Origin of the sequence: Paraniabella aurantiaca, from assembly GCF_050309965.1 — a bacterium.
In the GTDB taxonomy this organism is placed as follows: Bacteria; Bacteroidota; Bacteroidia; order Chitinophagales; family Chitinophagaceae; genus Niabella.
In genome coordinates this window covers 685794-709345 of record NZ_JBLOSY010000002.1, presented here as the reverse complement: position 1 = coordinate 709345, position 23552 = coordinate 685794, and the positions used below count along the sequence as shown (strand labels likewise).

At 41.8% G+C, this 23552-nt stretch carries 20 protein-coding genes; 10 read left to right on the top strand and 10 right to left on the bottom strand.

What is annotated here, in order from left to right; translation table 11 throughout:
- Window positions 1–273: 273 nt before the first annotated feature.
- The 7 genes from ACLOAU_RS17515 to ACLOAU_RS17485 all read left to right on the top strand — a co-directional run bounded on the left by ACLOAU_RS17515 (window position 274) and on the right by ACLOAU_RS17485 (window position 10665).
- Entirely contained in the window at window positions 274–3678 is a 3405-nt protein-coding gene (locus ACLOAU_RS17515; protein ID WP_427863202.1) for a SusC/RagA family TonB-linked outer membrane protein, read from the top strand.
- A 20-nt stretch (window positions 3679–3698) separates the two neighbouring features.
- Window positions 3699–5207 (top strand): RagB/SusD family nutrient uptake outer membrane protein, encoded by a 1509-nt coding sequence (locus tag ACLOAU_RS17510; RefSeq protein WP_427863201.1) that lies wholly within the window; start codon window positions 3699–3701, stop codon window positions 5205–5207.
- A gap of 26 nt (window positions 5208–5233) precedes the next feature.
- A complete protein-coding gene (locus tag ACLOAU_RS17505; RefSeq protein WP_427863200.1) occupies window positions 5234–5950 on the top strand; it encodes a DUF4843 domain-containing protein in 717 nt (238 codons plus the stop codon).
- A 17-nt stretch (window positions 5951–5967) separates the two neighbouring features.
- Complete coding sequence (locus tag ACLOAU_RS17500) at window positions 5968–6303, top strand: PKD-like family lipoprotein (protein WP_427863199.1); 336 nt, start codon at window positions 5968–5970, stop codon at window positions 6301–6303.
- Window positions 6287–7486, top strand: coding sequence for a PKD-like family lipoprotein (locus ACLOAU_RS17495; protein ID WP_427863198.1), 1200 nt, complete (start codon window positions 6287–6289; stop codon window positions 7484–7486). Before ACLOAU_RS17500 ends, ACLOAU_RS17495 begins: the two co-directional genes overlap by 17 nt.
- A gap of 9 nt (window positions 7487–7495) precedes the next feature.
- Complete coding sequence (locus tag ACLOAU_RS17490) at window positions 7496–8944, top strand: redoxin domain-containing protein (RefSeq protein ID WP_427863197.1); 1449 nt, start codon at window positions 7496–7498, stop codon at window positions 8942–8944.
- Between the two features lie 77 nt (window positions 8945–9021).
- Window positions 9022–10665, top strand: coding sequence for a trypsin-like peptidase domain-containing protein (locus tag ACLOAU_RS17485; RefSeq protein WP_427863196.1), 1644 nt, complete (start codon window positions 9022–9024; stop codon window positions 10663–10665).
- A gap of 11 nt (window positions 10666–10676) precedes the next feature.
- On the opposite strand, the gene ACLOAU_RS17480 is transcribed toward ACLOAU_RS17485, so the two are convergent.
- A complete protein-coding gene (locus ACLOAU_RS17480) occupies window positions 10677–11138 on the bottom strand; it encodes an Lrp/AsnC family transcriptional regulator (protein ID WP_427863195.1) in 462 nt (153 codons plus the stop codon).
- Between the two features lie 227 nt (window positions 11139–11365).
- Here ACLOAU_RS17480 and ACLOAU_RS17475 point away from each other — a divergent pair, with 227 nt between their 5' ends.
- The 3 genes from ACLOAU_RS17475 to ACLOAU_RS17465 are packed head-to-tail and all read left to right on the top strand — an operon-like array spanning window position 11366 to window position 14975.
- A complete protein-coding gene (locus ACLOAU_RS17475; protein ID WP_427863194.1) occupies window positions 11366–11818 on the top strand; it encodes a protein-disulfide reductase DsbD domain-containing protein in 453 nt (150 codons plus the stop codon).
- A 9-nt stretch (window positions 11819–11827) separates the two neighbouring features.
- Window positions 11828–13852, top strand: a complete 2025-nt coding sequence (locus ACLOAU_RS17470) for a protein-disulfide reductase DsbD family protein (RefSeq protein WP_427863193.1) — start codon at window positions 11828–11830, stop codon at window positions 13850–13852.
- Between the two features lie 28 nt (window positions 13853–13880).
- Window positions 13881–14975, top strand: a complete 1095-nt coding sequence (locus ACLOAU_RS17465; protein WP_427863192.1) for a PLP-dependent cysteine synthase family protein — start codon at window positions 13881–13883, stop codon at window positions 14973–14975.
- 102 nt (window positions 14976–15077) lie between these two features.
- Here the strand turns inward: ACLOAU_RS17465 and ACLOAU_RS17460 are convergent, their stop codons facing one another.
- From ACLOAU_RS17460 to ACLOAU_RS17420, 9 genes are all read right to left on the bottom strand, one after another.
- Window positions 15078–16994, bottom strand: a complete 1917-nt coding sequence (locus ACLOAU_RS17460) for a sensor histidine kinase (RefSeq protein ID WP_427863191.1) — start codon at window positions 16992–16994, stop codon at window positions 15078–15080.
- A complete protein-coding gene (locus ACLOAU_RS17455) occupies window positions 16991–17737 on the bottom strand; it encodes a LytR/AlgR family response regulator transcription factor (protein ID WP_427863190.1) in 747 nt (248 codons plus the stop codon). The genes ACLOAU_RS17460 and ACLOAU_RS17455 overlap by 4 nt, the downstream gene beginning before the upstream one ends.
- 97 nt (window positions 17738–17834) lie before the next feature.
- Window positions 17835–18683 carry an XAC2610-related protein gene (locus tag ACLOAU_RS17450; RefSeq protein WP_427863189.1) on the bottom strand — a complete coding sequence of 283 codons (849 nt, stop codon included), beginning with the start codon at window positions 18681–18683 and terminating at the stop codon, window positions 17835–17837.
- A complete protein-coding gene (locus tag ACLOAU_RS17445) occupies window positions 18680–18976 on the bottom strand; it encodes a hypothetical protein (protein WP_427863188.1) in 297 nt (98 codons plus the stop codon). The genes ACLOAU_RS17450 and ACLOAU_RS17445 overlap by 4 nt, the downstream gene beginning before the upstream one ends.
- Window positions 18977–18985: 9 nt before the next feature.
- Window positions 18986–20056: a DUF6688 domain-containing protein gene (locus tag ACLOAU_RS17440; RefSeq protein WP_427863187.1), complete on the bottom strand. Its 1071-nt coding sequence runs from the start codon at window positions 20054–20056 to the stop codon at window positions 18986–18988.
- Window positions 20057–20697: 641 nt separating this feature from the next.
- Window positions 20698–21060 (bottom strand): hypothetical protein, encoded by a 363-nt coding sequence (locus ACLOAU_RS17435; RefSeq protein WP_427863186.1) that lies wholly within the window; start codon window positions 21058–21060, stop codon window positions 20698–20700.
- Window positions 21061–21080: 20 nt separating this feature from the next.
- Window positions 21081–21620 carry a hypothetical protein gene (locus ACLOAU_RS17430; protein WP_427863185.1) on the bottom strand — a complete coding sequence of 180 codons (540 nt, stop codon included), beginning with the start codon at window positions 21618–21620 and terminating at the stop codon, window positions 21081–21083.
- Window positions 21621–21760: 140 nt separating this feature from the next.
- A complete protein-coding gene (locus ACLOAU_RS17425) occupies window positions 21761–22765 on the bottom strand; it encodes a hypothetical protein (RefSeq protein WP_427863184.1) in 1005 nt (334 codons plus the stop codon).
- A gap of 5 nt (window positions 22766–22770) precedes the next feature.
- Window positions 22771–23547 (bottom strand): hypothetical protein, encoded by a 777-nt coding sequence (locus tag ACLOAU_RS17420; RefSeq protein ID WP_427863183.1) that lies wholly within the window; start codon window positions 23545–23547, stop codon window positions 22771–22773.
- Window positions 23548–23552 lie beyond the last annotated feature (5 nt).

The following is a 23552-nucleotide window of genomic DNA, read 5'->3' as shown; positions in this document are numbered from 1 at the left end:
AAAATATACAGCACGACCTTTATTAACCATACATCTTTTTGGTGTGTGGTACAGGGAGTGCATTGCACAAATAATACAATTAAAAAATATAGCCGGCATGTTGCGAGCACGCCGGCCTGGGATTAGTTTCTAAAAAATTAAATAACAGCTATTACTTATTTATTAAAAACCAACTGTAAAAGTATGATTTTTCTAACACGCGGTAATGGGCAGAATACTGCCGGGGCCCCGGTATGTCGAAGAGGTCACATTACGCTCAAAGTTCTGCGAAGAATGAAATTGACAATTCTGCTGTTGACAGCTTTTTTACTGCAAGTGTCTGCTAATGGCATTTCTCAAAACATTAACCTGAGGGTCAAAGACGCCTCACTCGAACAGGTCTTTAAATCTATTGAACAGCAAACGGGCTATGGCTTTTTATATACAAGAAAAACAATGCGCGGAACTGAAAAGGTAAGTCTGGATTGGAAAAATGTTCCGCTAAAGCAGGCATTACAGCAGCTATTGCGCAGCCAGGGCATGAGTTTTAGTATACCGGCCGGGAGCAACACCATTGTTATCAGAAGACAGGGACAAGTTGCTGAACCTGTACCGGTACCGGCTGTTCAGCCTGTCATGATAGCGCCTCCGGTGCAACAGTTTGTTGAAATAAAAGGTATTGTAAAAAGCGAAGATTCGGGCGAGCCGTTAATAGGTGCTACTGTAACCGTTAAGGGCACTAAGACGGCAACGCTTACTGATACCAAAGGCGAATTTTTGATTAATGCAACCCCTGGCACTGTGCTGGTTATTACCTACGTAGGATTTGTTGAGAAAGAAATCACTGTTAGAAGGTCGGATTTTTATGAGGTTAAACTGGCTACCAGCCCCAGCTCGGTAAATGAAACAGTGGTTACCGGTGTTTACGTGAGGCCAAAATCTAATTTTACCGGGGCTTCCAGCTCTTTTACTGCCGAGGATATTGCGCGTGTAAGTAATTCGAATATCCTTAACGCACTTCAGTCACTTGATCCTTCCTTCCAGTTGATGGAAAATCTAAACCTGGGTTCCAATCCCAATGTTTTACCGGATGTAGTATTACGCAGCGGTAATAGCCTGGTTGATCTCGGGGGCAGCTCAACAGTGCCATTCGATTATGCTAACGGCGCCAATACACCGCTCTTTATATTAGACGGTTTTGAAGTGCCGCTACAGCGTATTAACGATCTGGATATGAACCGCATTGCAAAAGTAGATATCCTGAAAGATGCCGCTGCTACTTCTATTTACGGTTCAAGGGCTGCCAATGGTGTTATAGTAATTGAAACGGTACGGCCCAAAGAAGGAAAGTTAAGGGTATCTTATATAGGTAACATCTCTGCGGAAATTCCTGATCTTTCCAGCTACAACCTGCTTAACGCCAGGGAAAAGTTTGACCTGGAGAATAAGGTGAACGCCTACTCCTTTTACGGCTGGAATTTTAGGGATGAACAGTTGGGATTCTTTTATAATCAAAGACTGGCAGCCATTGAAAGAGGTGTAAATACAGACTGGATCTCGCAGCCGGTGCAAACAGGTATCGGAACCAAACATGCAATTTATGTAGAAGGTGGGGCCAACGATGCCCTATACGGTGTCAACCTCACTTATAACCGTATTACCGGCGCTATGAAAGGTTCGGACAGGCAACTTATTTCGGGTAACACCTTCCTTTCTTACCGGGTTAAAAAATTTCAGTTCAGGAACGACCTTACCATTAATGCTAATACGGCGAATAATTCACCCTATGGCTCATTTACTCAATACACCCGGTTAAATCCTTACTGGACGCCTTACGACAGCGTAGGAAACCTGAAAGTGTATCTTGAAGATATAAGGGACAATGCCGGCAACCGGCTTACCAATTTTGATCAATACGACAATCTGGATGGCTGGCCCGTGGGCAGACCCACCAATCCTCTATACAATGCTTCATTGAATATAGTAGATAAGAAGACCTATCAAAACCTGGTTAATAATTTCTCTACACAATGGCAGGCTGCACAGTGGCTTCGCTTCACCGGCAGATTTGCTTATCAGTACCAGGCTGATGAAAGTGATATCTTTCTTCCTGCCCAACATACTTCGTTTGTGTCGCGACCTACGTTTGAAAAAGGCTCCTATACAAAGGGATACGGTAAAAAGCAAAGTATGGAAGGTATGATTACTGCGGATATGAATAAGCTGATCGGTCAGCACCAGTTTTTCGCTACACTGGGTACCAACATTCAGCAAACCAAATACAATACAGAAACGTTCAGGGTGGAAGGATTTCCTAATCCCCGGTTAGATCAATTAGTACTGGGCAATCGCTTCCCGCAGGATAGTAAACCTACCGGTACCGAAAGTCTGACAAGATTATTCGGACTCCTTAGCAATGTGAGTTATTCTTATGATAACAGATACTTACTTGACTTTTCATTCAGAACCGACGGCTCTTCGCAGTTTGGCACACTGAGACGTTTTGCTCCATTCTGGTCAACCGGTGCCGGCTGGAATATTCATAATGAAGCATTCGTTAAAGAACTGGAGTTTGTTGATCGCCTGAAACTGCGTTATTCTTTTGGTTACACCGGTTCGCAAAACTTCGAAAGCTATAAGGCTATTTCAACCAGCCAGTATTATACTTCAAGTGACTACAGGGGGGTGATTGGTACTTATCTCCTGGGCTTTGGTAACGATGCACTGGCATGGCAGAAAACGGCCAAAAGTAACTTCGGTGCGGATATTACCTTATTCAAAAAACTGGATATTACCGGTAACTATTTCGTAGAAAAAACCCAGGGTAGTATTGCTACCATATCAACAGCTCCATCTACCGGGTTCACCTCTTATGCAGAAAATATGGGAGATGTAATTGGTCGTGGCTGGGAGTTGTATCTGCGATACAATATCCTTAATGATAACGCGAAGCGTAATAACCTGTCTGTATTCGCTAACCTGTTCTCCGTAAAAAATAAAATTGAAAAAGTGTCCAGCACTATTGCGGCAATGAATGCAAGGGCCGATACTGCAAAATCGAGCAGGCCTATTACCCGGTATGCTGAAGGGCAAAGTACATCGGCCATCTGGGCAGTACCGTCATTAGGTATTGATCCTGCTACAGGTTACGAGATCTTTGTTAAGAGAGACGGTAGTTTGAGCAATATTTATGATCCGCGCGACCAGGTGATTATAGGAGACAGCAGGCCTAAATTAGAAGGAACCTTTGGTACTAATCTGGAGTTAAACGGAATCGGCTTCAACGTGTTTTTCAGGTTCCGTTATGGCGGACAGGCGTATAATCAAACATTAGTAGAACGTGTAGAAAATGTTGCCGTTGCTTATTACAATGTTGACAGAAGAGTATATGAAGATCGCTGGCGGCAGCCGGGTGATGTCACTTTCTTTAAAGGGCTGATAGATTATGCCGGCTTTGCCATCACCGAGCCTACTTATACCACCTCGCGTTTCGTACAAAATGATAACCTGGTGGCATTGGAAAACCTGACTATGTATTACCGTTTTTCCAACGCATTGAATAAAAAACTTGGCCTGGAAAATACAAGGATCAGCTTTTTTACTTCTGATGTATTCCGCGTGTCAACCATCAAAAGGGAACGTGGGTTAGATTATCCTTTTGCCAAAACATTCAGCCTGCAGATTCAAACCTCATTCTAACACTCAAATAAGTTATTACAATGTCTTTTAAATATATTTCAAAAAAACTGTTTGGATTACTGTTTGCGGCAACGCTGTTACAGGGACTAACAGGATGCAAAAAATGGTTGGAGGTAAACCCGGCCACCAGGGTATCGGAGGGCGAACAGTTTTCTTCTCAACAAGGTTATTTTGATGCGCTCTTCGGCACTTACCAGAAGATGGCAGAGTTGAACGCATATGGTGGTTTGGGTACCTATCGCTTTATAGATGTGCTGGCACAATACTATGAGAATAAATCAGGTCAAACCAATACTTTTTATGGGCAGACTACCCGGTATGCATACACTTCTGACGTTAATACGCAGCAAAATGTACGAGCCTCCATCAGTGCTATATGGTCGGGCTATTATGGAACTATTGCGCAGGCTAATTATATTCTGAAGAATGTAGCGCAAAGAAATGTGCTGGCGGGTACAGCGCTTAATATTGTGAAAGGAGAAGCTTTGGCAATTAGGGGAGCTGTCCATTTTGATTTATTGCGCATGTTTGCACCGGCTTATCTCAACGGAGCTAACGACACGGCCATGGCTATTCCTTATATGGAGCAGTTTACGATTTTGCCGCAGGCAAGATTGTCGATAGGCGAGGTTTTGACTAAATGTGAAAATGATCTAAAAGAAGCCGAACAATTGCTGTCTGTATATCCGGCGATCGATCAGATTGCAGCCAATCAGGGCGCTACCTCTGCCGAGCTTTTACTGGCGTATCGTCAAAACCACATCAACTATTGGGCTGCAAAAGCTATATTGGCCCGTTTGTATTTATTTAAGGGAGATAAAATAAATGCGCTGAAATATGCGACGGAAGTGATCAATAGCGGCAACTTTAGTTTTATCAATCCCGGAACGTTATCTGTGGATGCAACCACCGATGCTTCTGATCTCACATTTACTCCCGAACATATTTTTTCGTTAAGCGTATCTAATCTCAAACCGGCAGCTGACCAGTATTTTAAAAGTTCACAAACGGCAGCCGCGGATGCCGATGATCTGTTTTCAACAAAAGCTAAGCTGGCTACTATGTACGAAGGAACCCTGCCCAATTATGGTACCGATATCCGCAGCCCGGACGCTGCCAGAAGTATATGGAACCAGCTTACTACGACTATTGTATATTCTAAAAAATATTATTCGGACAGAACTAATAATGTGAAACAACGGTTGGTGCCTGTAGTGCGCCTGCCGGAGATGTACTACATAGCAGCAGAAGCAGCCCCCACGGTGTCAACCGGCGTAGGTTATCTTAATGTGGTAAGGCTGGCAAGACTGATCCCTGCTTTAAGCATTGATGTGGTTAACACCCCTGCATTGCTCGACGCTGAATTGCAAAAAGAATACCGTAAAGAATTATACGGGGAAGGACAGCTATGGTTTTGGTATAAAAGAAAAAATGTTACCACTATCCCCGATGGGGTAGGCAACCCTATGACACAGGCCAAGTACACGTTCCCACTGCCGCTGGGCGAAATTGAATTTGGCGTTAATTAATCTTGTTCATTTACAAATATCATTTAATGAAAAAAACATACCTGAGAAGAATTATTTATATGGTTTTACTGGCGTTATCATTAACGTCCTGTAAAGAAGATCAATCGTTGATATACGAGCAGGACGCCCGTATTTATTTTAGGGAGGGAGTTGCCGTAGAATACTCCTTTACTGCAGAGCCGGCCAGCGTTACAACAGACACGCTTTTCATCCCAATACGTATTATGGGATCGGCAGCCGATCGCGACAGAACCTTTAATATTATAATCGATGACAGCTCAACAGCCAAACGAGGTTATCATTTCCAGTTCGGCCCCCTGGTAATACCCGCCAATGCCTATGAGCTTTCTTTACCGGTATATATTTATCGCAGGGCCGGACTAAAGGATAGTGTGGTGAATGCATACTTAACCATAGGAGAATCTTCCGACTTTAAACCGGGTTATATAGATAAGTCGAACTCTGTAAACCCATACAATAAACAGCACTACCGTATATCCTTACACGATCAGCTGTTGAAGCCTTCCACCTGGGACACACGCTGGGCCACCTATTTCGGTACTTATTCTAAAACCAAGCATCAGTTTATCAACCAGATTTATGGCAGCGCCAGCTGGCCGGCTGTGAACTTTCCGCAGGATATCAACTTTGTAGTGCAAACCATGAAACTGGCTCTTTATAACTATGAACAGGCTAATGGTCCGCTTATTGACGAAAATGGTGAACGTGTTGTTTTCCTTTAACCCAAAAACTATTAAAAATGAAAGCTGATTTTATCAAATATATCCAGGCATCATTACTGCTGATAACGCTGGCTCTTACGGGCTGCTACAAAGACAAAGGTAATTACGACTACAACGAAATCAATCAAATCAGGGTGGTTGATGCAAAAGCGCTTCAACGAATTTACGTAAATCAAGGCGATACACTTCGTCTGACGCCTGAGCTGGTTCAAACCATTCCTTCAAATGATCTTTCTTATGCCTGGTTTATGTACAACAATTCACCGAATAGCTCTTACGTAATGCCAAGGGATACTATAGCACATACGCGGGAGCTGGTGTACCGTGTGACGAGATTTGTTTGTACTGGGTGAGAATTACAGGGTAACATTAAAAGTAACCGATAATAAAACCGGTGTTTCTGCAGTACGGCAATACGATATAACAGTTGCTAACAAGTATGCACAGGGCTGGATGTTTTTAGAGGAAAAAGGAACGGGGGCTGATATATCCATGATATTGCCCGATAACAGTGTAGAACATAACCTGTATTCATTGCTGAACCCCGGGGCAGCGTTAGGAAAACCAGTATCCATTACGGCTACCAATTTTGATGTAACTGATGACCTCTCTACTCCTAATAAACGCATCTATATTCAAACAGAAAATGATGCCATAGAGCTGAGCAGCCTGACGCTTACGAAAAAATTCGACATCGGTTATCTTTTTTTCGCTAAACCAAAGATTATAAAACCGGCCTATATAGGCTGGGCCTCTTATTTAGACAGAGGTAATCCATGGCAGCGTATGGGAGTAGCTATCAACGACGGGCAGTTGCACACCAATATGGTGGGAGGTTTTCCTGGGATCAAAAAATGGGGTGAAGCCATTGTGAATCCCGCGGGTGTTTACGACTACGATATAGCGCCTTACCTCGCTGGCGGCAGCACTTATGCGGCTACCTACCAGGTTGTAGTGTATGATAAAAAATATAAGCGGTTTTACTCAGTAGGGATGAACGCACTTGCCGCTTTTCCGGCACCAGCCAGTACCGTTTTTAATATGAATAATGTCGGCATGGATCTGCTATTACTCGATTCTGCTAACGTTTTAGACCGCTATAATGCAGTAATGAAAGACGGTGGAACTCCCTATCTGTTGCAATTCAGAACCATAGCATCAGCAGACGACCCGGTGGTGACAATCGCTAAAATAGCAATGAATGCTCCGGGTATTGTAAATGCCACGGCGCTGGCTTCATCTACACTTACGCCTCATATTTTTTACGCAATAGGAAACAAATTATTTAAGTATGAGACTACCTCCAATGTAACTACCGAAACATTTAATCTTCCGGCAGGCGAAACGGTTACCAAGATGGACTATGTAAAAGCTGCGCCTGGTACAGGCTTGCAACGGTTGGTTATAGCTACCTGGAACGGCACGGAAGGTAAGGTCTATTACTTTGATATATCATCTGTGGGCGATTTGGGCAGCAACTACACTCATGTATTTAATGGGTTCAAAAAGATAATCGATTTTGTTTATAAATATTAAAACACTGAAATGAAAAAAAATGCCATTCTAGCACTCGCATTATTGATTGCAGGCGGAATTAGCGCCCAGGACGGAGCTAATTCAAAGGGTAAGGTCTTCGGGGAAATCTTTGAAAAAGGAACCGAAGCGCAGAAGGATTCCCTGGTAAAAGCAATTGTGGCTGATGCCAAAATCACCGAAAAGGAAGAAGACCTGCAACTCTACTATAATTTTCTAAACTATCGCAAACAAAACGCTGACGCCGATGCTGTAGAAAAACGTGCACTAAAATTACATCCGAAAGGTAAGATGGCGAGAAGCAGGGAAATATCCAAATACTATGACCTGAAAGATCTGAAGGATAAAGAAAAGCAGTATAATGCCATTCTGAAAAAATTTCCCATAAGTAAGTTTCCCGAGGATGGTATTGTGTACGATTATGTTACAGCTGCCTTTGCCAGGGATTTGATGAAAGAAGGTAAAAAGGAACAAAGCCTGAAATTACTTGATAACATGCAGGAGAAATTCTGGCGGGCCCAGGGGTATATTCCTATTGCAGAAGAATTACTGAAACAGGGCGATACTACTACAGCATTACCTTTGATTCAGAAAAGTATTGATGATGCGCTGGGTTTCATCAATAGCAATGACCAGAGCAATAAAGCTAAATTTGCCGGCGTTGGCTATCCGGGTTATGTACAAACCTATGCTGCCGTATTATTGGCAAAAGGAAAATACAAGGAGGCGCTAACCTACCTGGAAGATGCACGCAAAATAGTTCCGGAACGTGCTGTAGAGTTTGCGCCCGGCTATGCCAAAGCTTTGCAAATGACAGGCAGGGAACTGGAAGCATTTAACCAATACACTTCATTATATAAAACAGGACAGTTCGGATTTCACGATGTATTGAAAAAACTTTACCAAAGCCTGAATAAAGGAAGCCTTACCGGTTTTGAGGGCTTCATTGATCAGCAAAAGGCTGAGCTGAATGAAAACATTAAAAATCACCTGGCTCAAATTATTATAGATAAAGAAACGCCATCTTTCAAACTGCGTAACTTAAAAGGAGAGGTTGTTGATTCCAAATCTTTGTTAGGTAAGGTAGTGGTGCTCGATTTCTGGGCAACCTGGTGCGGACCTTGTATCCGTTCGTTCCCGGGCATGCAAAAAGCGGTGACCAAATTTGAGAAAGATCCGGATGTAGTATTCTTATTTATTGATACCTGGGAGCGTGATGAAGACTACGAGAAAAAAGTGAACGAGTTTATCGATAAAAATAAATATACATTCAATGTATTGTTTGATGATAAAAAAAATGATGAAGAAGTCGCACCTAAGTTCGGCATCAAGGGCATTCCTGCAAAATTTGTGATCGATAAAAAAGGTAAAACCCGTTTTTTCTTAACAGGTTCTTCCCCTTATCCTGATTATATCCTGATGGAATTAACGCAGATGATCGAAAGAGCTAAAAAGGGATAAAACAGTATTAAATACCTGGTGCTTTTTTCATGGGTCGGTTTTTACTGGCCCATGAATATTTATACACTCCAATAATTATGAACTATATAAAGAATATCATTCTACTGTTGTTGGTTCCACTGATTGGCTCTGCTCAGCATTACAGCCTCTCAGTTGAGACACAGTTAAAAGAAGTTTATCGCAAAGTTTACCCCGCATGTGTAAGAGCCTACGGTATAGACTCATCTACCCTTACACAAAACAGTGCACAGTTTAGTGCCGTTGTTGTTAGTTCCGATGGCATCATCTTAACAGTGGCGCATGCTGTGAAGCCCGGACAATTGTATAAAATCAGTTTCCCCGATGGAAGAAGCGGAGCCGCCAGGGCACTGGGACGTATAGCAACGGATCAACAAACGCTTCGTCCCGATGTGGCGATGATGCAAATGATTGAAAAAGGTCCCTGGCCCTTTGCTGAAATGGGATGCAGTGCTTTACTGAGTACGGGACAAGCTTGCTTTGGTATATCGTATCCCGAAAGCCAGAATCTGTTGTTACCTATGTTGAGGCATGGAAATATTATCAACAAATTAAACAGTTGGGGCTTTGTTGAGAGCACCTGCATTATGGAAACCGGTGATTCGGGCGGCCCCTTGTTTGATGAGCAGGGAAAATTGATAGGACTGCATTCTCGTATTGATAAACCTGAAGGAGCTAATTATGAAGTACCCATTGATATATACAGGAAATATTTCACAGCATTGAAGGTTATTAAAAACTATGATAGTCTCCCGTCAAATGCCGACCAGCTCCCGGTTGATAATGTGAAGGTTTTACCTGCTCGGAAAGCAGAGATTCAGGAGAAAGCAATCAATGTATCTGCTAAAACAAATAGTGGGGCTGTAGTTAAGATTTACAGTCGCGGAGATACGATCCTGGGAACTGTCTTTCAATTAAAGAACGGAAAACAAATCATCATCACTAAAAATAGCGAGGTGGGTGATTCGTCTTTTACTATTTTGAAGGGCCGGAATATGCCGTTAAAGCTGCTGAAGCGTGACAGAGCTACAGATCTAGCTGCTCTCGACATCACCCACCGGGTATCACAACCGGTTATGGTTAATAGCTTAAAGGTATTGCCTGCAGGAGATAGCAGTTTGAACGCCCGTTTTTTATACAGTATAATGACTGATGGAATAGTAAAAAACAGTATTGCCGGCTTGTTGGTAAAAGAACTACCCAACAGATTCAGCTCTGGTGGCTTTAATGCTTACCTGCAGGAGCAGAATGGTTGTCCTACCATAACTAAAATAGATTCAGGCGGTGTAGCTCACAAGGCTGGCTTAAAAGAGGGCGACTGCGTTATGCGCATCAACAATGTGCAGATCAGTGCTGCAAAGGATTTCAATAGCGAAATGATAAAATATTATCCCGGGGATAGCGTGTATTTTTCTGTAAGAAGGCAACCAGATACATTGGTTGTTGCATTTGTTCTTGTACCACGTATATTAAGAGAACAACCACACCCTATGAATCATTTTGAGGGTGGCAAATCTTTGCGCCGGGATGGTTTCAAAAATGTGATCCTGCATGATGCAAGAATCCGTTCTTACGAATGTGGCACTCCGCTATATGACTTAAAAGGAACCCTGGTGGGATTGAACATCGCAAGATTTAGTCATACAACCACTATCGCCCTGGGCGTTTCAGAGCTTATGGCTTTTATTGATACCATTCCTTGATGGCCCATTTATCAAATGGGATAAGCTGTGATACTCTTGGTTTCCGATAAGGCAAAGTAGCTGTTCACCGTAGTGATATTAGGCAACTTGGCGAGCTTATAGCGATAAAATTCGTGATATTCTTCCATATCCCTCGTTGATATACGCAGGAGGAAATCAAAGGAGCCGGTCATCTGGAAGCATTCCAATACTTCAGGAAACTTCTTCACTGCTTTTTCAAATTGCTCCAGCACTTCAATGGTATGTTGATTGAGTAATACATGGCTGAATGTAAGAAGTCCTTTACCGATCTTTTTACGATCAAGAACAGCAACGGATCGAATAATGATGCCTTCCTGCTTCAGCCTCGATATACGGTCATGAATGGTGGTGATCGAACGTCTCAATGTCTGAGCAATCTGGCGATGCGTAACAGATGCATCCACCTGTAAAAGCCTTAGTATTTGTTTATCCAGTTCATCTATTTCAAACATATTTTTTCATTTCAAGGGTAAATTAAAAACCGGAAAAATTGCGGATAATTTAAAAATGCAAAAGCAAAATTGGTTGATTTTACGGATTGTATTACAAATAACATATAAAATTCCGGTATTTCCTGAAAATATCAATACAAAAAATAAGTAAATGATCTTTGAATGGCGTTTTTGTGTATCCATGCAAATGCACCCGATCGTCAAAACATGAAATAAAAATAAAAATTATGAGACAATTCTTATTGACAGTAGCAGCGGTAATGAGTACTGTATTATGCTTTTCCCAGGTAAAACAGCCTGCTAAATGGAACTTTACAACTAAGAAGATCAACGCAACGACTTACGAAATTCATTTGACAGCCAACCTGGAAGGAGGGTGGCATATATATTCGCAAACAACACCCGATGGCGGACCAGTTGCAACAAAAATTAAGTTTACTGCGAATCCTTTAATTACCGTTGAGGGAACTGCAACAGAAGTAGGAAAACTGGAAAAAAAGCATGAAGCCATATTTGGAGTAGATGTGAAACAGTTTTCAAATAAGGTAGACTTTGTGCAGGTAGTGAAGCTAAAAGGAAAAGTAAAAACCAATATAACCGGCAGTATCGATTATATGACCTGCAACGACAGGGAATGCCTGCCACCCACTAACCAAAAATTTTCTATAGCCATACAATAAGTGCCGTTTATGAAGAAAAGATTATTTGCATGTTTTGTTGTATGGTTACAATGCATTGTTTTTACAGTAGCTGCAGCAGACACCACCGATATACGTTTTGAATATAAAGCTGAACGCATCAATGATAAAGAAGCGGTGCTTTCAGTTGTTGCCCGTTTGTCTCCCGGTATTAAAATTTATGCAATGCAGCAGAGCGATACGGATGTCTTGTATTCAACTATTCTTTTTGATACTATGGCAGCCAGGCTGTACTCCGGGCGGGTAACAGAAAAAGGCGCAAAGCAATCGGAGCAGGACACGTCTGTTGGTGCTGTGGTGCATTTTTATACCGATTCTGTCATTTGGCAGCAAAAAATCAGCCTGGCAGATAACGATAGCTTGTTAAGCAGGGTACAGGTAAATTATTTATATAAGAAAGCAGAAGCTTATTTACCAGGCGAGGAAACCGGCAAGTTTTATATTAAGCCCGTCTCCGTTGTATCGGCCAATGCCGACATTGCTGACCGCTCATTATTATGGATCTTTTTAACGGCCTTTGGTGGTGGGTTGCTGGCCTTATTAACGCCCTGTGTTTATTCGATGATTCCTGTAACGGTGTCCTTCTTTACCAAGCGTAGTAAAACAAAGCTGGAAGGCAGAAAGAATGCGGTTATTTATTCCTTATCCATCATATTCATCTTTACATTTATAGGGTTTCTGATTACGTTGATATGGGGACCAACTGCTTTAAATGATATTTCTACGAATTGGATCTTCAACCTCTTTATTTTCCTGGTGTTCATTGTATTTGGTATTTCTTTTTTAGGTGCTTTCGAAATAACCCTGCCTTCTTCCTGGTCTAATAAGGCCGACTCCAAAGCTAATGCTTCCAGTTTTCTTGGTATATTCTTTATGGCGCTGGTACTGGTTGTAGTATCATTCAGCTGCACCGGCCCGATACTAGGTCTTCTGTTGCCCGTAATTTTTAAAGGAGGGTACGCAGGTCCATTGGTAGGGTTCTTTGGTTTTTCGCTGGCACTTTCTATTCCCTTTGCCTTATTTGCTTTTTTTCCATCCTGGTTAAATAGCTTAAGTAAACCGGGAGGGTGGATGAATACTATTAAAGTCACACTTGGATTTATTGAGCTGGCATTGGCGCTGAAATTCCTGTCTAATGCAGACCTCGCGAGGGGTTGGAGATTATTAGACCGGGAGATATTTATCGCTGCATGGATCGTCATCTTTATTTTACTGGGTATTTACCTGTTGGGCAAGCTGAAGTTTCATCACGATGATGAATTACCAAAGAATGATTTTGGTATACCTTACCTTTCTGTAACCAGGCTGCTTTTTGCGGCCAGTTCCCTGATCTTCGCTGTATACATGATCCCCGGGTTATGGGGCGCTCCTTTAAAAGGTATTTCAGCTTTTGTTCCGCCAATGGGCACACAGGATTTCAATGCTGACGACCTGCCTTCCGGGTTTAATTTCCCATCGGCAGGATCCTCTGCCGGTAATATGAATAGTCACTTCGCCGATGGTTTGCCTAAGCCTGAAAAGTACTACGGGGAAATGAGGAAGAATGAGCCGGATGTGGTAGTCAATAACGGTATGGTTACCTACTTCGATTACCAGGAGGCGCTTGCGGTTTCGCGTAAATTAAAAAAGCCATTAATGCTGGATTTTACGGGGATCAATTGCGTGAATTGCCGCAAAATGGAAGGCCAGGTATGGAGCGACCCTAAAGTAATGGAGCGTTTGAAGAACGATTTCGTAATCGTATCCCTTTATGTTGATGTACATAATGTTTACATACCTCAACAGGAACAATACTTCTCCAAAACATTAGACAGGCAGGTGGAAACATTGGGAGATCTGAATGCAGACATGCAGGTTACAAAATTTGGCGCCAATACACAACCGTATTATTTCTTCCTGGATGACAATGAGCAACGGCTGGTGCCCGATGGTTACGGGTATGACCCGGATATCAATAAGTTTATCCGTTTGCTCGACGAGGTAAAGGCCAATTATCAGAAAGGTACTCCACAATAATATTTTCATCCTTAGTACAAACAATAATATGAAAACGGCAATAGCTGAAACATCAAAAGGTATTGAAGACTGCGGTTGTTACAACGGATCAGCCGCCAATGCAGAAGAGCAACTTAAAAATAAGTTAGCCCACCTTTGGCATATGGTAGGTAATACTCCTTTACTCGAGATCTCTTACCGTTACAGGGGCAAATGCAGGAAAGTGTATGTGAAATGCGAGCATTATAATCTTACCGGTAGTATCAAAGATCGTATGGCGCTCTATATCCTGCAAAAAGCCTATGAGGAGAAATTGATACAACCCGGCGACACCATAGTTGAGGCCACCAGTGGCAATACTGGTATTGCTTTTAGTGCAATAGGCAGGGCACTGGGCCATAATGTAAAGATCATCATGCCTAATTGGCTAAGTAAAGAGCGGATTGACATTATACGCAGCCTGGGGGCCGAGGTAGTATTGATCAGTAAAGAGCAGGGCGGTTTCCTGGGAAGTATAAAATTGTCTAAAGAAATGGCGCAAACGGATACTTCTGTTTTCTTACCCCGCCAGTTTGAGAATCTATATAATTGTGAAGCACACGAGAAAACAACCGGCAAGGAAATATGGATGCAGCTCCAGGCTATAGATAAAACACCCGACGCCTTTGTGGCTGGCGTAGGTACAGGCGGCACTATCATGGGAGTGGGTAACTACTTAAAGAGCCGAAACCCTGGGATCCATATCCACCCGCTGGAGCCTGCTGAATCACCCACCTTATCTACCGGCTATAAAGTAGGTTCTCATCGCATCCAGGGTATATCCGACGAATTTATACCAGCTATTGTAAAACTGGATCAGCTGGACAAAGTAATTAAAGCTTCAGATGGAGATTCTATTATTATGGCGCAACAATTATCCCGGAAGCTGGGCCTGGCCGTAGGTATATCTTCAGGTGCTAATATGATTGGAGCTATCCAGCTGCAGGAAGAGTTGGGTGATCAGTCGGTGGTGGTAACTGTATTTAGTGACAGCAATAAAAAATACCTGAGTACCGACCTGATGAAAGACGAACCGGTTAAGGATGGTTATTATTCAACCGACGTGGAATTGCTGGATTACCGGGGCATTGGCAGGTATTATTAAAGTTGAATATTGTAATCATATAATACAGCTACGAGGTGCCTTATAAGTTCCTGGGTTTATTCAAAATGCATATCGGTTGATTCGTTAGATTCCGGATCGGCATTATGCCATAACAGGAATATGCAAAATAACGGTTGTGCCATTTTCACTAATGGTGGTGGAAATGCCGGCATTTTTCCCCAACAAACTCATGCGTTCGCGGCTGATAGTGCCTGATAAGGAGCGATGAGCGGCCTCACTAACCTCAGCCGGTTTTTTACCACTGTCCGTTATAGATACTTCCACTGTTTCATTTTTAACGGAAAAATCAACACTAACCCTTCCTTCGCCTGAATTCAGGTCAATTCCATGCAGGATGGCATTTTCTACAAAGGGTTGTATTAACATAGGTGGTATCATTATTGCATCCCAGTCCGATCCCTGGTCCCGGTTGATATCATATTCAAATGCGTTTTCAAACCGCATTTGTTGAAGATTGAGATAATTTTCCAAAGTCTCTATTTCTTCGCATAGGGGCACCAATCGCTCACGGCTTAATTCTAAACTGCTACGGAGCAGCCGGCTGAAGCGGTTCAAATATTTAATAGCAGCTTCTTTTTTATCCAGCCGCACAAAGCTTTGTACAGCAGCCAGGGTATTAAAAATAAAATGAGGCTCCATTTGAGTACGCAACAATTGCTGCTGTAATAATACCTTTTCCTTTTCCTGAACGGCGCGGCGTTGGCGATAATTGTAGTAGAAAAAAAGGAGACCCGATGCCAGCAGAACAGATACTAATATTACAATAACCAGCCAAAGCCTGTTTTGCTGCAGTTGTAGCTGGTTGATCTTCATATTTTCGTTAAGTGCCACAATAGACCGGTCTTTGGCCTGCAACTGGTACAACGCATTCATTTCAGTTACAGCCTGGGTGTTTTCAGTTTCATAATTGCTTTTTTGCAGGTCTACAACTTCATTTAACAAATTCAAAGCTTCTTTAGTATTTCCCTGCAACTCATTTAATGAAGCCAGGTTGCTTTTATAAATGATCTGGTAACCCAGCGCTATATCTTCGGGATGCGCCTTCATTAATGCTGCTGCTTTCTTCAGGTGAAGGGAGGCCCCGGTGCTATTTTTCAGCGCGACATAAGCGCCTCCAATATTCATATAGTCAACAAAAAGATTGGTAATAGCTGTATTAGACGCTGGCATAGCCTGATACGTTTTCTCATCAATGATGCTCTTTAATAATTGATAATGCAAAATCGAATCAGTTTGATGCCTGGCTTCAAAATATTTTACCTTACATTCATAAAGATAGCCATCGTCGTAAGCGTCAGGGTATTGATGGTGTAATGTTTCCAGCTTTTTTAAATAAATAGCAATGCTGTCTGCCGGCTTATGTTGCGCATTAAGCGTTTGTATAATTTGCACTAACACCCTTTGCTGGTTGATGTGGCCAGGCGGTAGCTGTGGTGATAATGCCAGTACAGCCGTATTCATTTGCCGGGCCAATTCGTATTGATACAAGAAGGTATTACTTTGTGATGCCGATAAAAGCATAATGCTGCGACTGAGCGGAGAGAGCTTGAGCGTAGTATCAGCCAGGATGATGGTGGCGGCTTTATTATAATAAAAATTAGCCTGGTGCTCTGTAGTATCATTGCTCCTGATATTGCCCATGCCGTTATAAATACGTGCCTTTAACTCCAGGTTGCCGTTGGCGGGTTCTATTAGTTCCAGCGCCTTCACTATATAAGCTTCTCCCGAATCGCTACCCGCCATCGCGTATAACCGGGCAATATTGTAATTAGTTGTTGCAAAAAGTGTAGTGTCTTTTTGAATATCGGTTGTATTATAGAGTAGTAGCCATACCTTTAATAGCGAATCGCTATTGGCTGGCGAGGATTGAACATTTTCCAGCTCATTGATCTGCTTACCTAAAACCTGGATCAGAGGCGCCTGGTTGGCTGCATTTTTACAGGCCACCCATAGCATGGCCATCAGGATAAAAAGAGCATAGTAGGGTCTAAATTTCATTCAGCAGGAAAGAGTTGGTTAAGAATAAAGTTTTTTCTACGAAGAGAAATGGGGATTTCTTCTTTATTTTTCAGTACAATATACTCTGACCGGTTAACACCCGAAATGTAATTTTTGTTAACCAGGTAAGACTGATGAGACCTTAAAAAATGAGGCGCTTTCAGCAATTCTTCATAATATTTAAGTGGCTTGGAAACCAATTCTTTTTCGCCACTATTTAAATAGAAGAAAGTATAAGGTCCATCTCCCTTGCAGTATACAATATCCTGTACATTAATAATACGAACATGATTAATGGAATGCAGGGCAATACTTTCCGGTAATACCACTTCCTCCTTTAGCAGCTGCTGTGTTAATGAAAGTTGCTGCATCCATTGCGAATTATTATCGCGGCGGCGGCGGTATCTTTCCAATGCCTCTTTTAATTCAACCTGGTCTATGGGTTTTAGAAGATAATCTAATGCCCCGTATTTAATGGCACGTATGGCAAACTGGTTATAAGCAGTAATAAAGATAATATTCTCGGGAATGGGAGTCAGCTGTTTTAAGATGTCAAAAGCTGTTCCGTCACGAAGCTGTATATCCATTAATATAACATCGGGCTTCTTTTCTTTAATAAGGGTAAGCGCTGTTTTCACGCTATCGCTCCAGCCTGCTATTTCGGTACCTTCTTCCTGTAGCACCAGGTAAGAGATTTCTTTACGCACCGCGGGCTCATCTTCAATTATAGCTATAGTTATCATTCTTGTCAGTAGGTTGTAAAGATATTAACGGAGGAGGGAGTGTGTATTTTTATTTTTCACCATTAAGTGATGTATTTCCGCAGAAATATTTCTAAGGCTAGTTTTCCGGTGGTTCAGCCTTTGAGCTCACCCATTCCAGTTTGCTATTTTTAAAGCGCCATACGTCATGCCACCAGCGCGCGCCGCCCCTGCAGGAGGTTCTTAGCTCTTTCTTTTTCTCGTCTACTGTTACATCACAAAGACAGCTGCATTTGATTTTTTCGTTATATTCCGGCTCCTGCAACTTATAAAATTGCTGGTATTTGGGATTGTACAGGTAAATAGTGTATTGCTGATAAACGCCCATTCCTGCGTCAGTAACCGAAAATCCTACATCATCATAACCGTCAAAATTATAGTCGGCGATATGGCTTTGCCTGGCGCCGCCTGGTTGTATAATTTCCGGTAATATAAGCACGCTTACCGTTTTGTTGGGGTACCTGAAGATAAGGGTGTCATTGTAGAAATGATTAAATTCAATAAGGGTACCATGAAGCAGGTATTTGCCAACACCATCGTATTCTTCTTTTTCCTTTGGCTCCTCCAAATCAAATTTGCGGTTGTCCCTTCCGCGCAGGTACCATGCATCTGTAATATATCTTAGCCCTTCTCTCAGGCTGTAGGTACCTGACATTTTTCCGTCAACAATCTCATCCCAAAAATATACCTGCTCATCAGGTTGGCCGTACTCCCGGTCTGTACTATCACGCTTATAGCTTTTAAGCCGAAGCGGGATAATGCCTTTCTGGCCTGTATACTGAACAAACGCTCCTTTGCCTTTTGAGCCGTAGTATATTTTAAAGCTAAAAGAAGGTTTTGTTTGGGATTTCAGCAAAAACGGCTGGGCCTTAGATTGTGTCAGGCTACTATATATAATCAGTAACAACAGAATAACAGTTTTATTCATAGCTTCCGGTTTAAACCTTTTTTTACTTTGTTCTTATAGGATATAATATACATTATTATAATGATGGTAAGCACTACCAGTGCTGTTAAACCAATCATCTGGAAGAAAACCCATGAAAACTCCGCTGTATCGCCAATACAATCCAGCGAATACCCCCAGAATGTTATTACGATTGCCCCTTCGGCCGCAGTGCTGCAGGCGCAATACTCAGGTAATACCAGCAATAGGTCGAATGCCACCAGTAACAGGAATAAGACAATTAAAGCTATATGTACGGCCTTGATAAATCTCATAAGCAAAGATCAGCGATATTGTTTTTGAATCCTGGCTTCCGGGTGAGCGCAAAAAAGATATAATACCAGTAGAAAAACCCACTCCAACGGCTTCATAATAGCATAAGTAATATTAGAAGCTTTTACCGAATTTATCTTTCGGGATAGGTTATAGCCATATTTGTCATATAACTGCCTGATGAACTGGTGGAGGGCCGGCATTATATCCTGTATCCATTCTTCAAACGCATTCGCAATCATTAATTGACGATTGACAATTGCTGGCTGGCCGTGGCGAACGCCTACTCTTAAAGGCTTTACCAGCTTCGGATTACCTCTGGCTGCTACTGTACACAAATAATGTCCACGGTGATCGAGTGGCGGCGGATGCATTTTTTGTGAAAAGGTCCATGTGGTGGTGTCTGTGAAAACTTTTACCAGCGAATTGAAATCCTGGCCCAGTAAAATAAGGATCAGGGTGATTATAAGCCATACCGGCAGCAGCAATAGTAATGCCCCAATTGCCTTATGGTGCCCCCGGGCCAGCAGTGAATTGCAATAGCGAAGAAAGGAGTTCTTAAAAGTTCGCTGCCTGGCCAGCATGCGTTCTTCCTTTACAACCTTAATAATTAATAGCAGGCTGATCAATAGATTGAGCAGGGGAGCGGGCAATAGCAGTATAGTACCATCATTGCATTTATATGCATCTATACTTTCAGTATGATGTGAGACAAGCTGAAGTATTACTACAACATTAACGATACATCCTATAAATAAAACAGACAGCATTAGTACAAGTGTCAGCGGTGGCAGATTCCGGCCTTTAATCCATACACAGAACAGGGCTATATGATATAATAAGAAAAAAGTCAGCAAACTTAAAGCGTGTTGACCTGCAAATGGTGCGTAACAGTTATCGACCGGATCTATGGCCTCCGAATATGATTTGTCATGTATTATCATGCCCAGGGCAAATAGAGCGGAGAAAGCTATATATAGTACCACAATAACTATGGCTCTCCAGGTGAAATTGGGGGATCGTTTCTTTAAAAGCACCCATCCGATAAGGATGCCTGTTATTAGTATAATTATGCCAAACATCAATGTATCAACTATATTAATTCCCTTTTCCTGTTTTAACCAGGTGAATATATTTAAGATCGCACTCTCAGAATTTCACATAATAATTCATGGCATTGCCGGTATTTTGAATCGTAATTTCTTTTTCATACAATACACCCTGAACTTCCCGGGGTAATACAATATCTTCCTGTTACTGTATTGCATCCTCATCGAAATTTACGGCTCCTTCATATTCGCTCCACTCAATATTCTTTAAAGTGATATAATAGCCGTCCCGCTTTTCATTGGGCGTTATCATAACATCGCCATGTAATTGTCTCGTATTGGTTTTAGCTGGTAAGTAAATTCATTATTATTTGATTTTATATTTAATTCTATTTTACAGCTGGTATCATCAGATTGCAGCAGATAGTCGCCCGCAATATCAAATAAGTATTTGACACTGTCTTGCGTAGCTACCTTAGAGTAGGGAGCCTCAATCGCGGTATTTATTGTATCAGGGGGGGGTAACAATACTATTGACAGGGTCATTGATTTGCTTTTCATCTGCCGGCGTACAGCCGACGAAAAACAGTAACACAAGGTATGCGTATAGCATCTTTTTAAGGACCATACCCAAAGTTATAAGGATATTTTAATCGTGCAGAGGCGTATGCTATCTATAATAATTTATCAATCTGTTGTCTCCACTTAGCGTTGATGATCTCTAGTTCTGTAGTGAATTTTCCTTTCTCATCATCGGGTAGGTTTTCTTTCGTTTCAATTACTTGTACGAGCCAGTCAGCATAGGCTGTGGTCAACTCCGGGCGTGCATCCTTATCACCCTTTTCTACCGCAGCAGAAAGCTCATTGTACAATTCCGGAAATCCGGCCATTATTTGGTTAACCGCATCATTGGAAGAAGAAGGCAGTTGAATACCCGTTTCGGCAAAATAGTTTTTTGTATTAGTTTTCGAATCGCAGCCCAACAAGATGATACCCGTTAGCAGTAATGAAAGAACCAGGCTTCCTAATAATTTCATGTTGTTTTATTTATTTGCAATTAATGAACTGGCACAGGTGAAACAACCCTGTTGCTATAAAGAAGGGTATCGATCTTATTTCCCATTATTTTGCGGGACCCCCGAATGGCATGAAAGCCGGTTGCATTAACGATATTGTTTATAATAGGTTGTAATATTTGTGGTTGGTTATTGGGTTGCAGGTATACTAACAGGTTATTTTGCTTATCATAAATATCAAGCCGGTTAACATTTTTTACATTGAGTTCCAGCCGATCAATAGCATTAAAATGAATCATCAGATCTTGTTTTCCTTTTTGCCTGATTGTCATTTTGCGATCATCGATATCAACAGCCACTGTCGGATTCAAAAATCGGAGTAAAATAAACAAAGGCGCTATTACCACAATGCCAACAACAAAACCAGCGCCCTTTGCACTGCCCATTCCGTTTACTTTATCTGCCATGCCGTTGATGCCTCCCAACGAAAAATAGGCAATAAAGAATACAATTACTAAATAGAGTACGGCTATTATGATAGCCTTTTGCGTATGATGTTGTTTAAATTGAAATGTTGTCATAAAAATATGTATTGCCAGGGAAACTAATGCATTAAAACAGTGTTGAAGTAAAGAAGTTTCAGGCGTTTCTCGCCGGAGTTTTTACAAAGCGTTGCCTGTGTTTTACAATTCGTTTTAAACCCCTGTCATAGTTTAAATTCTTAATGCTCTCGCATTCTGGAATAGGTAGATGTAAATACATCATCCTGTACCTGTTTCGCATATTGCTGAACCCACTCTTTATAATAATAGTCAGCATGAAGCATATTATCCTGTAAAGTAAATTTTGCAAAAGGTTTTCCTTTTTCCGGGATTCTTTTCAGTCCGAATGCCTGGTTGGTACCATTGTTAAATTTACAGTCCATATCCCGGTCCCATATCATTTCTACAGTTTGTGTATCTATTTTACGAATAGGGTAGAAGTAAACGCATTGACCATGATACCATAGTGTTAAGGTCTCATTTCCTATATCAATGCGAACCAGGTCATTTTCCCAGCTATCTTCAATCTGGTTAGTGTAGACAAAGGACCGGATATAGGCATTATAATCAAAGCCCTCCATATAATCGACCTTCCAAATGCTGTTTTCCTTTAATGCTTTAATGTGATACACCAATCCATCGCCCCAACTCCAGTTGTACGATGCGGTATCTTTATTAAACGATACCTGCATAATCCATATTTTATCAGCATAGTTATCCGGAACATCCTGGCAATCGCACCAGGGCGAAGCTCCATTGCCAAATGGTGGTAGTTCGCCAACGTTCCAAATAAGAGCCCGATTTTTTATTTGTTTGTCAATTGCCAAAGCAATTTTATTGTAATTATTGATGAATGATTGCGTGAAGAGCCCTGTTTGCCTGATTTCCTTTAGTCTTTGCTGATGAAGATCAGTATTCATCCCCGCATATACAGTATCATTAAGTTCAGTTAAATAGGGTTCAAAGTCTTCCAGCTTACTTTCGTCTTCAACCCAGTGGTAGAGTTTCCGAGTTAATTGTAATAACGCCAGGCTATCCGTGTCCTGGTAATTGTTTTCATTCAATTTTAATGGGCTTGTATCTGCAATGGTGATGGTAGCAACAGGCTGACTGTTGTCTGTTTTCACATCCTTACAGGCCACCAATAGCCAACTGCTGAGTATAATAAACGTTATCCGTTTCATTAGTTTCAGGAAAATGGGATCAATTGATCGTTGGCCAGGTCATACTCGTAAAGAGCATGCGTTTCAGAATCAACATATAGCCATTGTATAATATTAGAGTGGGTGCCCTGGTCGTTAGATAGTCCCAGCACGATGTAATGGCGGCCCTTTTCATCTCTTTCTTCGATGGAATAAACGAACTCGGTTTCCGGCATGTCAAGGTGCATTAGTACCAGTGGTCGTTGGGAATATGCGATATAGTATTCAACCAATAAATAAAGATAACTTTTAAATTCATCAGTATAGCTGGCGTCCTTCTCATGCCAATACTTGATCGGTTGGGTGTAATTTTTTCTAAAAGTGGCTACTTTGCTGTCTTTTATTTTCTTTACACCAACCAGCCGCTCTTTAAAATCCAGTCTGTCTCCATCACCCGCTATCCATATACTGTCCATTTTCCATTGTATTGCCAGGGTGTCTCCACGCAGGAAATCCAGTTTTCGTTCAGCCAGGTCGTCATATACCAGGGATACCAACCGTTTTTTCTTTCTTACGTAAAAAAGAAAATAATCGCCGTTGTCATCCCGCTCAGCAAATGTTACTGTGTCGGTAAACACTTTGCCAATAGGCACTTTATTACCCGGGCTCAGTTCGCTTTTGTATAGCACTTCTGGTATTGTATCCCAGATCTGAAGAGGAGCCACCGAGCTACTATCCACAGACGGTTTGCTAGTATCCTTATGCCGAACATCCTTACAGGAACAGAAGATTAAGACCCCAAAAAATAGTAGCCATTGTTTCATAAACA

Excerpts from the sequence above, each read along its gene's own strand:
- ACLOAU_RS17425 (WP_427863184.1), bottom strand. The coding sequence starts at position 22,765 with ATGAAACGGATAACGTTTATTATACTCAGCAGTTGGCTATTGGTGGCC.
- ACLOAU_RS17510 (WP_427863201.1), top strand. The coding sequence starts at position 3,699 with ATGTCTTTTAAATATATTTCAAAAAAACTGTTTGGATTACTGTTTGCG.
- ACLOAU_RS17440 (WP_427863187.1), bottom strand. The coding sequence starts at position 20,056 with ATGTTTGGCATAATTATACTAATAACAGGCATCCTTATCGGATGGGTG.
- ACLOAU_RS17460 (WP_427863191.1), bottom strand. The coding sequence starts at position 16,994 with ATGAAATTTAGACCCTACTATGCTCTTTTTATCCTGATGGCCATGCTA.
- ACLOAU_RS17450 (WP_427863189.1), bottom strand. The coding sequence starts at position 18,683 with ATGAATAAAACTGTTATTCTGTTGTTACTGATTATATATAGTAGCCTG.
- ACLOAU_RS17490 (WP_427863197.1), top strand. The coding sequence starts at position 7,496 with ATGAAAAAAAATGCCATTCTAGCACTCGCATTATTGATTGCAGGCGGA.
- ACLOAU_RS17475 (WP_427863194.1), top strand. The coding sequence starts at position 11,366 with ATGAGACAATTCTTATTGACAGTAGCAGCGGTAATGAGTACTGTATTA.
- ACLOAU_RS17420 (WP_427863183.1), bottom strand. The coding sequence starts at position 23,547 with ATGAAACAATGGCTACTATTTTTTGGGGTCTTAATCTTCTGTTCCTGT.
- ACLOAU_RS17430 (WP_427863185.1), bottom strand. The coding sequence starts at position 21,620 with ATGACAACATTTCAATTTAAACAACATCATACGCAAAAGGCTATCATA.
- ACLOAU_RS17505 (WP_427863200.1), top strand. The coding sequence starts at position 5,234 with ATGAAAAAAACATACCTGAGAAGAATTATTTATATGGTTTTACTGGCG.
- ACLOAU_RS17445 (WP_427863188.1), bottom strand. The coding sequence starts at position 18,976 with ATGAGATTTATCAAGGCCGTACATATAGCTTTAATTGTCTTATTCCTG.
- ACLOAU_RS17435 (WP_427863186.1), bottom strand. The coding sequence starts at position 21,060 with ATGAAATTATTAGGAAGCCTGGTTCTTTCATTACTGCTAACGGGTATC.
- ACLOAU_RS17515 (WP_427863202.1), top strand. The coding sequence starts at position 274 with ATGAAATTGACAATTCTGCTGTTGACAGCTTTTTTACTGCAAGTGTCT.
- ACLOAU_RS17500 (WP_427863199.1), top strand. The coding sequence starts at position 5,968 with ATGAAAGCTGATTTTATCAAATATATCCAGGCATCATTACTGCTGATA.
- ACLOAU_RS17485 (WP_427863196.1), top strand. The coding sequence starts at position 9,022 with ATGAACTATATAAAGAATATCATTCTACTGTTGTTGGTTCCACTGATT.
- ACLOAU_RS17455 (WP_427863190.1), bottom strand. The coding sequence starts at position 17,737 with ATGATAACTATAGCTATAATTGAAGATGAGCCCGCGGTGCGTAAAGAA.
- ACLOAU_RS17480 (WP_427863195.1), bottom strand. The coding sequence starts at position 11,138 with ATGTTTGAAATAGATGAACTGGATAAACAAATACTAAGGCTTTTACAG.
- ACLOAU_RS17470 (WP_427863193.1), top strand. The coding sequence starts at position 11,828 with ATGAAGAAAAGATTATTTGCATGTTTTGTTGTATGGTTACAATGCATT.
- ACLOAU_RS17465 (WP_427863192.1), top strand. The coding sequence starts at position 13,881 with ATGAAAACGGCAATAGCTGAAACATCAAAAGGTATTGAAGACTGCGGT.